Below are 13,095 nucleotides of genomic sequence, written 5' to 3' on the forward strand. Positions count from 1 at the left end.
AATGATCGCGGGGCAAGCCCGCTCCTACCAGATCGGTAGGAGCGGGCTTGCCCCGCGATGCTTTTTACTACTTAGTGATGCTCACGCGTCGCACGGAACTGCACATCGGGCCAGCGCTCTTCCATCAGCGCCAGGTTGACCCGCGTCGGCGCCAGGTAGGTCAGGTGACCACCGCCGTCAACCGCCAGGTTTTCCACAGCCTTGTTCTTGAATTCCTCAAGCTTCTTCTTGTCGTCACAGCTGATCCAGCGCGCGGACCAGACGGTGATCGGCTCGTAAGCGCATTCGACCTTGTACTCTTCCTTCAGACGGCTGGCGACCACATCGAACTGCAGCACACCCACCGCACCAAGGATGATGTCGTTGCTACGTTCAGGGAAGAACACCTGGGTTGCACCCTCTTCGGCCAACTGCTGCAAGCCCTGACGCAACTGCTTGGACTTGAGTGGGTCTTTCAGGCGCACACGACGGAACAATTCCGGGGCGAAGTGCGGGATACCGGTGAAGCCCAGGGCCTCGCCTTCGGTGAAGGTGTCACCGATCTGGATGGTGCCGTGGTTGTGCAAACCGATGATGTCACCAGCCCAGGCCTCTTCCAGCTGCTCACGCTCGGAGGAGAAAAAGGTCAGAGCGTCGCCGATGCGCAGGTCTTTGCCGGTGCGCACATGGCGCATCTTCATGCCCTTCTCGTAGCGTCCGGAACAGATGCGCATGAAGGCGATACGGTCGCGGTGCTTAGGGTCCATGTTTGCCTGGATCTTGAACACGAAACCGCTGAACTTCTCTTCGGTCGGCTCGACGCTGCGCTCGTTGGCAACCCGTGCCAACGGACGTGGCGCCCAGTCGACAACGGCGTCGAGTACATGGTCGACCCCAAAGTTGCCCAGCGCGGTACCGAAGAACACCGGCGTCAGTTCGCCACGCATGAACTCGTCCTGGTCGAACTCGTGGCAGGCGCCCTGCACCAGCTCCAGTTGCTCGAGGAAGCGATCGTACTCATCACCCAGGTGGGCGCGGGCTTCGTCGGAGTCGAGCTTCTCGATGATCTTCACCTCGGTACGCTCGTGGCCGTGGCCCGGGGTGTAAACGATGATGTAGTCACCCGAGAGGTGGTACACACCTTTGAAATCACGGTAGCAACCGATCGGCCAGGTGATCGGCGCGGCCTTGATCTTCAGGACCGCTTCGATTTCGTCGAGCAGTTCGATCGGGTCGCGGATGTCACGGTCGAGTTTGTTGATGAAGCTGACGATTGGCGTGTCACGCAGACGGCACACGTCCATCAGGGCGATGGTCCGTGGCTCAACGCCTTTACCGCCGTCGAGCACCATCAGGGCCGAGTCCACCGCGGTGAGGGTGCGGTAGGTGTCTTCCGAGAAGTCTTCGTGGCCCGGGGTATCGAGCAGGTTGATCATGTGATCGCGGTAAGGGAACTGCATGACCGAGGTGGTGATCGAGATACCACGCTGCTTCTCCATCTCCATCCAGTCGGAGGTGGCATGGCGGTCGGACTTACGCGACTTCACCGTACCGGCAACGGAGATCGCCTTGCCCATCAGCAAAAGCTTTTCGGTGATGGTGGTCTTACCGGCGTCGGGGTGGGAAATAATGGCGAAAGTGCGGCGCTTCGCGACTTCGGCGGCCTGGTTGGTCATGGGAAATCGCCTGACAGGTGGTTCAAAAAAGGGCGCAGATTATAGCCCAGACTTAACCCTGAACTGAACCGTTGGGTAGATTAACACTGGCCAAATGCCGCTTCAGATGGGAACCTTTACGGCTGTGGAGGCGTCCACTCCCCTGATTTGCAATCGGTCATGACCGTTCGTCAGGGTCGGTTTCACTAGCTCTACGAGCCTGACGAGGCTTCGCTCATGGCGTGTTGTTCCGCTCCGGAAAACGCGCTGCTTATCGCGATCACGCTGCCTGTCACCTGGAATGGTGACCGCCACGGGAGTGTGTTCGCCGACAAAAAAAAGGAGTCCGCCTGTGGCTAAACGCTATGGCAAGGGGCTGATGGGATGTGCCTTTGCGCTCGTCATCCTGGCCCTGCTGATCCACTGGATCGGCATTGATACGATCGCGCGCTATCGCGCCGATCTGTGGTTCTACCTGCAGGCACACCTGGTGTTGGTGCTGCTGTCGATGGTGGCGGCGTTAGCCGTGGGCATACCCGCTGGGATTGCCTTGAGTCGACCGCACAGGGTCGACCGCGCCGAACGTTTCATGCAGTTTTTCAATATTGGCAACACCATCCCCCCGCTGGCCGTTCTGGCCATTGCCCTGAGTTTCCTGGGCATCGGCGCAGGTCCGGCGATCTTCGCTTTGTTCCTCGCCTCCCTCCTGCCTATCGTGCGCAACACCTACGAAGGCCTGAAAAACGTTCCCGTCTCGCTCAAAGAAGCCGCCACCGGTATCGGCATGACGCCACGCCAAAGCCTGTGGAAGGTCGAACTGCCCAATGCCGTGCCGATCATCATCGGCGGTGTGCGGGTGGCCCTGGCGATCAACGTCGGCACCGCACCGCTGTCGTTTCTGATCGGCGCCAACAGTCTGGGCAGCCTGATTTTTCCCGGCATTGCCCTGAACAATCAGCCACAACTGCTGCTCGGCGCTGCCTGTACCGCCTTACTCGCCCTGCTGCTTGACGCCCTGGTGGCGCAAGGCAGTCGACGTTGGCTTGAACGCGGCCTGGCCCACTAAGCGAAGGAACTCCAATGAAAAGAATCGCCTTGTTACTGGGCGCGGCCCTGCTGTTCTCGGGATTTACCCACGCCGCGACAAAACCTGTGATTCGCCTCGGCGCGCGGGTGTTCACCGAGCAAACCGTGCTGGCCGAAATCACTGCTCGCTACCTCAATCAGCATGGTTTCGATGTACGCATCACGGGTGGGTTGGGCAGCAATCTGGCGCGCAGCGCGCACGAAACCGGGCAGCTGGACATGGTCTGGGAATACACCGGGGTGTCGCTGGTGTCCTACAACCATATCGAAGAGCGCATGCCCAGCGCGGCGGCCACCTACGCCAAGGTCAAGGCGCTAGATGCGCAAAAAGGCCTGATCTGGCTGACCCCGTCGAAATTCAGCAACACCTACGCCCTGGCCCTGCCGCACAAGATCGCTGAGCAGTACCCGCAGGTAAACACCATCAGCCAGCTGAACCAGGTGCTGCGTGAGGAACAGGACCGCGACCACCTGGTGGCCCTGGATACCGAATTCGCCAACCGTCCCGACGGACTGGTCGGCCTCACTGAAACCTACGACCTGCAACTGACCCGCCGCAACATCCGCCAGATGGATGCAGGCCTGGTGTACACCGCGCTGCGCAACGGCCAGGTGTTCAGTGGTCTGGTGTACACCACTGACGGCCGCCTGAGCGCCTTCAACCTGAAGCTGCTCGAAGACGACAAACACTACTTCCCCGACTACACCGCCGCCCCGGTGGTGCGCAAGGAAGTCCTCGATGCTCACCCGCAGTTGGCAACCCTGCTCAAGCCATTGGCCGAGCAACTGGATGACCAGACCATGCGGGAGCTCAACGCCAAAGTCGACGTCGAGCACCAGAGCCCAGGCAAGGTAGCCGCCGAGTACCTGCGCCAGCATCCACCTGCACAGGAGCAGCCATGACCATGCTCGATACTTTCATTCATCTGGACTGGGCCCAGGTGCTGCAACTGACCTGGCAACACATCACCCTGGTCGGTATTGCCGTGAGCCTGGCGATTCTCTTCGGTGTGCCGCTGGGCATTCTGATGACCCGCTTTCCGGCCCTCGCCGGTCCACTGCAAGCCTGCGCCACGGTGCTGCTGACCATTCCTTCAATCGCCCTGTTCGGCTTGCTGCTGCCGTTCTATTCGAAATTCGGCCAGGGGCTGGGGCCGCTGCCGGCGATCACTGCCGTGTTTCTTTATTCACTGCTGCCAATCCTGCGTAACACCTACCTGGCGCTGACCAATGTCGAGCCCGGTATCCGTGAAGCCGCACGTGGCATCGGCATGACCTTCGGCCAGCGCCTGCGCATGGTCGAGCTGCCCATTGCCGTGCCGGTGATCCTCGCGGGCGTGCGTACCGCCGTGGTGATGAACATCGGCGTCATGACCATCGCCGCGACCATTGGCGCCGGTGGCCTGGGCGTTCTCATCCTGACTTCCATCAGCCGTAGCGACATGTCGATGCTGCTGGTCGGCGCCTTGCTGGTGAGCCTGTTGGCCATCTTCGCTGACCTGCTGCTGCAAATCCTGCAACGTGCCCTGACTCCAGAAGGACTGCGCAAATGATCGAACTTCAACACCTGAGCAAGACCTTCCACGCCAACGGTAAAGACGTCAAAGCCGTCGACGCCGTGAGCCTGACCGTCAATGAAGGCGAGATTTGCGTATTCCTTGGCCCGTCCGGTTGCGGCAAGAGCACCACCTTGAAAATGATCAACCGCCTGATCACCCCGACCTCGGGCAAGGTGCTGATCAACGGTGAAGACACCAGCGGCCTGGACGAAGTGACCCTGCGCCGGCGCATTGGCTATGTCATTCAGCAGATCGGCCTGTTTCCCAACATGACCATCGAGGAAAACATCACCGTGGTCCCGCGCCTGCTCGGCTGGGACAAACAGAAATGCCACGAGCGCGCACGCGAGCTGATGAGCATGATCAAGCTTGAGCCTAAGCAGTATCTGCAGCGCTACCCGCGTGAGCTATCCGGTGGTCAGCAACAGCGTATCGGTGTGATTCGCGCCTTGGCGGCCGAGGCACCGTTGCTGTTGATGGACGAACCGTTCGGCGCGGTCGATCCGATCAACCGCGAGATGATCCAGAACGAGTTTTTCGAGATGCAACGCGCGTTGAACAAGACGGTGATCATGGTCAGCCATGACATCGACGAAGCGATCAAACTGGGCGACAAGATTGCGATTTTCCGCGCTGGCAAATTGATTCAGATCGACCATCCCGACACCCTGCTGGCGCACCCGGCCGATGACTTTGTCAGCAACTTTGTTGGCCAGGACAGCACCCTCAAGCGCCTGCTGCTGGTACGTGCCGAAGACGCCGCCGACAATGCGCCATCGGTGAGCCCGCAAACGCCGGTCAGCGAAGCGCTGGAGTTGATGGATGAGCACGACCGGCGTTATGTGGTGGTAACTGATGCGCAGAACAAAGCCATGGGCTACGTGCGCCGACGCGACCTGCACCGCCAGCAAGGCAGCTGCAGTGACTTCCTGCGCAGCTTCAATGCCACCGCTGCACACGATGAGCACCTGCGCATCCTGCTGTCACGCATGTATGAGTTCAACCGCTCGTGGTTGCCGGTGCTCGATGCCGAGCAAGTGTTTCTCGGTGAAGTCACTCAGGAATCGATTGCCGCTTACCTGAGTTCAGGGCGTTCGCGCGGCGGCAAGACCAGCATCGTCTCACCGGCTGAAGCTCTGGCCTGATCTCTCTGCGCCGCGATTGCGATATGACTGACACATCGCAATCGCGGGGCAAGCCCGCTCCTACGGGATCAGAAGCCTACGCTGGCTTGTACGTAGAAGGTGCGCGGCTCGCCGAGGTAGATACCCGAGTTGTTGTCGCTTGAGCGGGTGTAGTACTGCTTGTCGAAGATGTTCTTCACCCCCGCCGCCAGCTTCAGGTTCGACAGTTCCTGGCCAAAGTCATAACCACCACGCGCAGCCCAGGTCACATAACCTGGAATGTCACCGTACTGGCCATCAGCACTTGGCTCGGTGATGTAGTTGCCGTTGAAGCTGCCGTCTTTGTTCATCCCGGTACCCGGCGCACGCTGCTTCGATTGGGCGAAGGCATCGAGGTTCCAGGTCCAGCGATCGATCTGGTAACGCAACCCGGCAGTCGCCACTTGCCGCGAGTAGAACGGCAGGTCGCGACCCTTGAAGCCGGGGATCTCGCCTTCATAGGTGGCGCGGGTGTAAGTGAAGCCGGCGTTGGCACTCAGGCCCTGCAAGCGCGGATCGAGGCCCGACAGGTCGTAGCGCACCGACGCTTCAATCCCCTGGTGCTTGGTAGCGCCGAGGTTGGTCCAGCCAATGTCGTTGCTGATGTACTGCAGCTCATCGTCAAAGTCGATGTAGAACGCGGTCAGCTCGCCACCCCAGGTGCCGTTGTTGTAGCGCGTACCGATTTCATAGGTCTTGGCTTTTTCCGGCTCCAGGCCATTGGCGGTCTGGTCGCCCTTACCACCCTGGCCAAGCTGGAAGTACTGCAGGCTGCCGAACGAGGTTTCGTAGTTGGCAAACAGCTTCCACTCATCCGACAGGTGATACATCACGCTCAGCGCTGGCAACGGTTCGTTGCTGGAGATGCTGCGGTTTTTCTCCTGCACCCGCTTGCCATCAGTACCGATCACCGGGCGCTCGTGCCAATCGGTGTTGATGTGTTCAAAACGGATACCGGGGGTGATGGTCCAGTTGCCGACATCAATCTTGTCGTCGATGTAGTACGCACTGGCTTCAGTGCCACCGGTACGGTCCTGGTACACATGGCCGTCAGAGCCAGGTGCTGGGGTCGGTACGTTGTCGATCAAAGCCAGGCGAGTCGCCTGCTCGTGCATCGCTTCTTTAAGGTAGCGGTAACCGACGCTGACTTCCTGCGTGGTCGGGCCTGCGAAGAAGATCCGCGACAGGCGAGGCTCGATCCCGAAGGTGTGGTAGCTGCGCGGGTACGACGACAAGGTCTCTTGGTCACGGGCGGCGATACTGCTGCCACGGAAGCTGTCGGTGTAGTAGGTCAACACTTCGAACTGGGTGACATCGTCGATCTGGCGCAGGTACTTGAGCGATACGTCTTTGCGCCGTCCACTGAAGGTGTCGTAGTCACGGTCGGACTGGTACGGGTCGTCATCGAACTGCGCCTGGGTCAGACCGCCGGGCATGTCGGCCTTGGCATCGTAATAGTGAAAGTTCAGCCACAGTTCATCGCTGTCGGTGACCGCCCAGTGGGTTTTCAGCAGCACGTCATCGATGTCGTTGTCGTTGTTGCTGCTGCGGTAGCCATTGCCGTTGACCCCGGAATACAGCAATGCTGCGCCCAGGCCGTTGTCAGCGGTACCACCGAGAAACGCCGACTCGATATGCTTCCAACCACCATGACGGGAGGTTTCCATGGTGGTCGACAGCTCACCTGTAGCCTTCTCCGGAATCGCCCGAGTGACGAAGTTGATGACCCCGCCGACGTTTTGCGGGCCATAACGCACCGAGCCTGCACCACGCACAACGTCGATGCTGTCGAGGTTGCCCGAAGAGATCGGCGCCATCGACAACTGCGGCTGGCCATACGGGGCGAAGGCCGCCGGAATACCATCGATCAGCACAGTGGAGCGTGGCGACAAACGCGAAGTCAGGCCGCGCACACCAACGTTCAGTGCAATGTCACTGCCGCCGGTACCGTTCGAATCCTGCACCTGTACGCCGGGAATGCCACGCAATGCATCGCGCACGTTCATCGCGCCTTCTTCGACCATCGCTTCACGACGCACTACCGTACGCGCCCCCGGATGGTTCTGCACCACCGTTTCCTCAGCGTTTCCCAGCCAGTCGCCTACGACTTTGACGTCGGTGGGTGCCAGCTCAAGGCTGCCCGTGGTCAAAGTACCAGCGGTCTGGGCAGGTTTGAGCACCACGGTGCCCTGGGAAATCTCGTAGGTCAGCCCGCTACCTTGCAGCAGCGTCTGCAACGCCTGCTCCGGCGCCAGGGTGCCCGACACGGCCGGGGCTTGCTTGCCGGCGACCAGCTCAGGGCTGAAGAACAGTTGCAGCGAGGTTTGCTGTCCCAGTTGGCTCAGGGCCGAAGCCAGCGGCTGGGCCTGGATCTGGATAGCGGTTGTAGGCTCGTCAGCATAGCTGCTGGCAATACCGCCACTGACCGCCAGGGCCAGCGCCAGAGGCAGCAGTCGGGTACGCAAGCGTGGTGCAGAACGCGGGGAAAACTTGTTGTTGTTCACGTCTTCGAGAAATCCTGAGGGGCCGGATAAAATGCCATCTGCATGCAAATGGAAATGCTTGGCAGTTGCAGTTGGCCAGGAAGACGAACAACTGAAAAAAAACCTGAATTTATTTTGAAATTATTTCGCTGGAGCCATCGGCATGGGTCTTGATAGCCACGGGCAGGATGCTCGGCAGGGCCCGCAACAACGCATCGGTATCGTCACTGCTGAAGGTGCTGCTCAGGCGTAGCGCGCCTACTTTTCCATCGGCAACGCGCAGGGGTTGAGCGCGATAACGCGAGACTTCCTCAACCACTTCGCTCAATGGTGCGTCATTGAACACCAGCTTGCCGTTGCGCCAGGCGGTCAGTGCAGCAGCGTCCACTGCATAGGGTTTGGCGACCGTGCCGCGGGCATCGATGTGGGAGCCAAGCCCGGCGGTGAGCAATGCCTGGCTGGCATCACTGCCTTGCACGTTGACCGAGCCTTGCTCCACGGCTACCCGAGTGCGCGCCGGGTCCAGGCGCACGTCAAAACGGGTACCGGTGACCGTGACCGTGACCGTGCCCTGAGCGGTACTCACGACAAATGGCCGCGCGCTATCGTGGGCGACACTGAACATCACTTCGCCGGCCGTCAGCTGGATGCGCCGTTGCCCGGCACTGAAGTCGACCGTCAGTTGCGTACGGCCATTGAGTTCCAGATGCGAGCCATCCGGCAGATCGATCTGGCGGCGCTCGTTGAGTGCAGTGTGAAGCTGATCCTGATAGTTGAGCTGATGATGCTGCCAACCGAACCAGCCCAACCCCACTGCCGCTGCAGCCACACTCGCCGCCAAGGCTTGCTGAATGAAGCGCCGACGTGGCAGTTGGCGCACCGGGTCTGCCTGGCACAAAGCCTCAAGACGCGCACGCGGCAGCGCATCGGCTGCGCCCCAGAGCTGGGCGAGCACATCGTATTCGTATTGATGCTGAACGTGCTGTGCCAACCAGGTATCGAGTTGCGCCTGCGCCTCTGCGCTCAGCGCGCCGTCGCAGCGGCGGGCAAACCATTGGGCTGCCTCATCGCGCACGGCTTCTCGGCCACACGGGCACGCATCGTTATTCATGAAAACATTCGCCTGACTCATCTCGTCGACACATCCAGGTGCTCACGCAGATGCCGGAGCGTGCGAATCATATACTTTTCGACCATGTTCTTGGTCAAGCCCATGCGCTCGGCGATTTCCGCCTGGGTCAGCCCTTCGAGTTTCTGCCAGATGAACACCCGTCGGCAGTTCAGCGGCAACTGCGCCAGGGCCCGCTCAACGCTGTCTGCCAGCTCGATGGCATGCATGTAAGCCTCCGGGTCGCCACTGAGGTCGCTGCCGGGATCGATGATGTCTTGTTCAACGGCCTGACGGCGGTCTTCGCGGCGGTAGCCATCCACGGCAATGTTACGCGCGGTCTGGTGCAGATAGGCGCGCGGCTGCTCGACACCGGCCTGGTCATTTTCCAGCACCCGCACAAAGGCATCATGTGCCAGATCCTCGGCCTGCTGGCGATTGCGCAACTTGCGCGTCCAGGTGCCGATCAGCTCATGGTAGTGGTCAACAAAGCCTTTGTGTCGCGACACGATGCAGGGTCTTCGCCAAGCGTGGAGAATGACGCGAATAGTAATGTTTCTTATTAAGTCGGGCAATTGAAGTTCTTGGTGGGCGACGAAGCGTGCTGCGGGCAAAAAAAATTTGCCGCTGGACACCCTGGAAAGCGCTGCAAGGTACGAAAAAAAAATCGAACGGCTGGGCCTTTTTCTCGGTGCAGCAACCCGCTGCTTCTCACGCACCTATTTGAGGCTTTTTTAACGCTTTGGTCGCTAATTTCGCCGATCAGGGGATACACAAGCGAACTTGCCGAATCCCTGAACGTTCTCTGGGTATATCGGTATTTTTAACGCTTTTGTCATCAAATTGAACGCCTACTGTTTACCTGGGTCGGTTACAAAGTGGCTGGCCAAGACGGGGCGACAAACGTGTGCAAAATCGCGACGTTTTTTGTTGATCTTGAGCCCCTCAGGTCCTAAAGTTCGCGCCGAACGTCCATGCTGGAAACGATCCATCCGGCTCAAGTACTGACGACGAGACAGCAAGGTCACCCGTAGCTCGCTTTATCACGCACGGTTGACCTTTTTGCTTTCGGCGACATGCCTTGGGAAGTAGGCGAACCAAAGTGGGGATACGGAGGGCGTTCAGTTGCAGCCACTTTTTTATTCAGTTTGCCCATGGAGTCCCTAAGCATGTCGATTCAGGTCGAAGACTACTTCGCGCGCGATACCTTCCAGAAAATGAAGGCATTCGCCGACAAGCAAGAAACCCCGTTCGTGCTCATCGACACGCAGATGATCAGCCAGGCCTACGATGACCTGCGCGCCGGTTTCGAATTCGCCAAGGTCTACTACGCGGTCAAGGCCAACCCTGCCGTCGAGATCATCGACCTGCTCAAGGAAAAAGGCTCGAGCTTCGACATCGCCTCGATCTACGAGCTGGACAAAGTGCTTGGCCGTGGCGTCAGCCCTGATCGCATCAGCTACGGCAACACCATCAAGAAGTCCAAGGACATCCGCTACTTCTTCGACAAGGGCGTGCGTCTGTATGCCACCGACTCCGAAGCCGACCTGCGCAACATCGCAAAGGCGGCACCGGGTTCCAAGGTTTACGTGCGCATTCTCACTGAAGGCTCGACCACTGCCGACTGGCCGCTGTCGCGCAAATTCGGCTGCCAGACCGACATGGCCATGGACCTGCTGATCCTCGCCCGCGACCTGGGCCTGGTGCCTTACGGCGTATCGTTCCACGTTGGTTCGCAACAGCGTGACATCAGCGTCTGGGATGCGGCGATCGCCAAGGTCAAAGTGATCTTCGAACGCCTGAAAGAAGAAGACGGCATCGAACTCAAGCTGATCAACATGGGTGGCGGCTTCCCGGCCAACTACATCACCCGTACCAACAGCCTGGAAACCTACGCTGAAGAAATCATCCGTTTCCTCAAGGAAGACTTCGGTGACGACCTGCCGGAAATCATCCTTGAGCCAGGCCGTTCGCTGATCGCCAACGCCGGCATTCTGGTCAGTGAAGTGGTGCTGGTAGCACGTAAGTCGCGTACCGCTGTCGAGCGTTGGGTCTACACCGACGTGGGCAAATTCTCCGGCCTGATCGAAACCATGGACGAGTCCATCAAGTTCCCGATCTGGACCGAGAAGAAAGGTGAAATGGAAGAAGTGGTTATCGCAGGCCCGACCTGTGACAGCGCCGACATCATGTACGAGCACTACAAGTACGGCCTGCCGCTGAACCTGGCCATCGGTGACCGCCTGTACTGGCTGTCGACCGGCGCCTACACCACTAGCTACAGCGCCGTAGAGTTCAACGGCTTCCCGCCGCTGAAAGCCTTCTATCTGTAATGAAGAACGGGCCGAAAGGCCCGTTTTTTTGGCTAAGGCTTCACCGGCCCTTTGTGGGGGCAACTGTCTTGCACCACTTGTGGGAGCGGGCTTGCCCCGCGATTGCGGTTTGTCTGACACACCGCAATCGCGGGCCAAGCCCGCTCCCACCGATCAAGCCTGTGCTTGCAACTGCGCCAAACGTGCGGCATACGCCTGTGCCAGGCTGCGAATTTCAGGCTGCTCTGCGTGCTCCAGCGCAGGTCCGGCTACTCGCAGAAAATTCGCGTTACCGCCCTCCAGCGCTTGCTGCAACCACATCAAGGCATCTTGTGTGCGCCCTTGAGCGGCCAATACCCCGGCATGGCTGAACTGCCCACGAAAATCCCCGGCCTCAGCCGAGCGTTGATACCAGCGCTGTGCACCCTGAACATCACCCGGACAATGCACGCCATCTTCCAGATAACGACCCAGTAGATTCATCGACTTGGCGTGGCCCTGCTCGGCCGCCTGCCGGTAACAGGCCAGTGCCAGCACATGATCCTGACTGACACCACGGCCTGTGGCCAACAGGTTGGCGTAGTTGTAGAGCCCCCAGTCCAGCCCACGCTGTGCTGCCTGCCGGTAGTGACGTGCGGCCTGAGCCTGATCAACTTCACCGCCCCAGCCATGCTCCAGGCAGCGCCCGAGCATGTTGTCAGCCATGACGCTGCCCCCCTCGGCGGCAATGGCAAACCAGCGCCGCGCCAGGCTTGGGTCTTTCTCGATGCCACGGCCGTCGAGCAGGATCTGCCCCAGCAACAATTGCGCCTCGACGATGCCCTGCCCGGCCGCCGCCAATATCGCCTGGGCTGCCTTGGCTGGGCTGTGTTCAAGCATCTGGCTGAACTGCTCGCTGTCCAGTTCCTGGCGGTTACGCAACGCAAAAGCCATGACTCAGACCTCGACCCAGCGGCGCAACAGGTTGTGGTAGGTACCAGTAAGTTGGATCAACGCCGGGTGCTCGGGCATGTCGGCGGTCAGCGCCTGGATGGCGTTGTCCATCTCGAACAGCAAGGCGCGCTGGCTGTCTTCGCGCACCAGGCTTTGTGTCCAGAAGAACGCAGCGTAGCGTGCACCCCGGGTCACCGGGTTGACCTTGTGCAGGCTGGTGCCCGGGTACAGCACCAGATCGCCTGCGGCCAGCTTCACCTGCTGTACGCCGTAGGTGTCCTGAATCACCAGTTCACCACCGTCGTAATCCTCAGGGTTGCTCAGAAACAGCGTTGAGGACAGGTCAGTACGCACCCGCTCGTGGCTGCCACGGGGCTGACGCAAGGCGTTGTCGATGTGAAAACCGAAATTGCCCCCTTCGCGATAGCAATTGATCAACGGCGGAAACACCTTGTGTGGCAATGCCGCCGACATGAACGTCGGGTGCTGCCACAAGCGTTCGATCAAGGCCGTGCCGATTTCCTTGGCCAGCGGATGGCCTTCGGGCAGTTGCAGGTTGTGCTTGGCCTTGGCCGACTGATAGCCCGCGGTGACCTTGCCGTCTGCCCATTCGGTCTGCTCCAGCGCTTCACGAATACGCATGACTTCCTCGGTGGAGAACAGTCCGGAGATGTGTAGCAGCATGGCGCAGGCACCTGTGAGCAAAAGAGATGCCAATGGTATTGATTCCCATTGATCAACCACAAGCCTTTTCAGATGGGTGCGACGTTTCAGCTCAGCAATCCGGAAGTTACAAATTGTAAAGATTGTAAATTTC

Annotated in this window: 11 protein-coding genes; 5 read left to right on the forward strand and 6 right to left on the reverse strand. The window is 59.7% G+C overall.

Annotated features, from left to right (window positions below):
* Positions 1–71 precede the first annotated feature (71 nt).
* On the reverse strand, positions 72–1,655 hold the full coding sequence (locus tag ACVWSC_RS23695) for a peptide chain release factor 3 (RefSeq protein ID WP_442109467.1): 1,584 nt from the start codon (positions 1,653–1,655) through the stop codon (positions 72–74).
* Positions 1,656–1,986: 331 nt separating this feature from the next.
* Between ACVWSC_RS23695 and ACVWSC_RS23700 the strand changes: the two genes are divergently transcribed.
* Genes ACVWSC_RS23700 through ACVWSC_RS23715 form a run of 4 tightly spaced genes read left to right on the forward strand, consistent with a single transcriptional unit; the run spans position 1,987 to position 5,424 of the window.
* On the forward strand, positions 1,987–2,700 hold the full coding sequence (locus ACVWSC_RS23700) for an ABC transporter permease (protein WP_442109468.1): 714 nt from the start codon (positions 1,987–1,989) through the stop codon (positions 2,698–2,700).
* Between the two features lie 14 nt (positions 2,701–2,714).
* A complete protein-coding gene (locus ACVWSC_RS23705) occupies positions 2,715–3,623 on the forward strand; it encodes a glycine betaine ABC transporter substrate-binding protein (protein WP_442109469.1) in 909 nt (302 codons plus the stop codon).
* Positions 3,620–4,273, forward strand: coding sequence for an ABC transporter permease (locus tag ACVWSC_RS23710; RefSeq protein ID WP_442109470.1), 654 nt, complete (start codon positions 3,620–3,622; stop codon positions 4,271–4,273). Before ACVWSC_RS23705 ends, ACVWSC_RS23710 begins: the two co-directional genes overlap by 4 nt.
* A complete protein-coding gene (locus ACVWSC_RS23715; protein WP_442109471.1) occupies positions 4,270–5,424 on the forward strand; it encodes an osmoprotectant ABC transporter ATP-binding protein OsmV in 1,155 nt (384 codons plus the stop codon). Before ACVWSC_RS23710 ends, ACVWSC_RS23715 begins: the two co-directional genes overlap by 4 nt.
* Positions 5,425–5,492: 68 nt before the next feature.
* On the opposite strand, the gene ACVWSC_RS23720 is transcribed toward ACVWSC_RS23715, so the two are convergent.
* The 3 genes from ACVWSC_RS23720 to ACVWSC_RS23730 all read right to left on the reverse strand — a co-directional run bounded on the left by ACVWSC_RS23720 (position 5,493) and on the right by ACVWSC_RS23730 (position 9,542).
* On the reverse strand, positions 5,493–7,946 hold the full coding sequence (locus ACVWSC_RS23720) for a TonB-dependent siderophore receptor (protein ID WP_442109472.1): 2,454 nt from the start codon (positions 7,944–7,946) through the stop codon (positions 5,493–5,495).
* 109 nt (positions 7,947–8,055) lie between these two features.
* On the reverse strand, positions 8,056–9,036 hold the full coding sequence (locus ACVWSC_RS23725) for a FecR family protein (protein ID WP_442109473.1): 981 nt from the start codon (positions 9,034–9,036) through the stop codon (positions 8,056–8,058).
* 17 nt (positions 9,037–9,053) lie between these two features.
* Complete coding sequence (locus ACVWSC_RS23730; RefSeq protein ID WP_442109474.1) at positions 9,054–9,542, reverse strand: sigma-70 family RNA polymerase sigma factor; 489 nt, start codon at positions 9,540–9,542, stop codon at positions 9,054–9,056.
* Positions 9,543–10,202: 660 nt separating this feature from the next.
* On the opposite strand from ACVWSC_RS23730, the gene ACVWSC_RS23735 reads away from it, so the two are divergent.
* Complete coding sequence (locus ACVWSC_RS23735) at positions 10,203–11,366, forward strand: type III PLP-dependent enzyme (RefSeq protein WP_442109475.1); 1,164 nt, start codon at positions 10,203–10,205, stop codon at positions 11,364–11,366.
* A 153-nt stretch (positions 11,367–11,519) separates the two neighbouring features.
* Here the strand turns inward: ACVWSC_RS23735 and ACVWSC_RS23740 are convergent, their stop codons facing one another.
* A complete protein-coding gene (locus tag ACVWSC_RS23740; protein ID WP_442109476.1) occupies positions 11,520–12,278 on the reverse strand; it encodes a tetratricopeptide repeat protein in 759 nt (252 codons plus the stop codon).
* A 3-nt stretch (positions 12,279–12,281) separates the two neighbouring features.
* Entirely contained in the window at positions 12,282–12,962 is a 681-nt protein-coding gene (locus tag ACVWSC_RS23745; protein ID WP_442109477.1) for a Fe2+-dependent dioxygenase, read from the reverse strand.
* Between the last annotated feature and the right edge of the window lie 133 nt (positions 12,963–13,095).

Source organism: Pseudomonas sp. NUPR-002 (assembly GCF_056322725.1).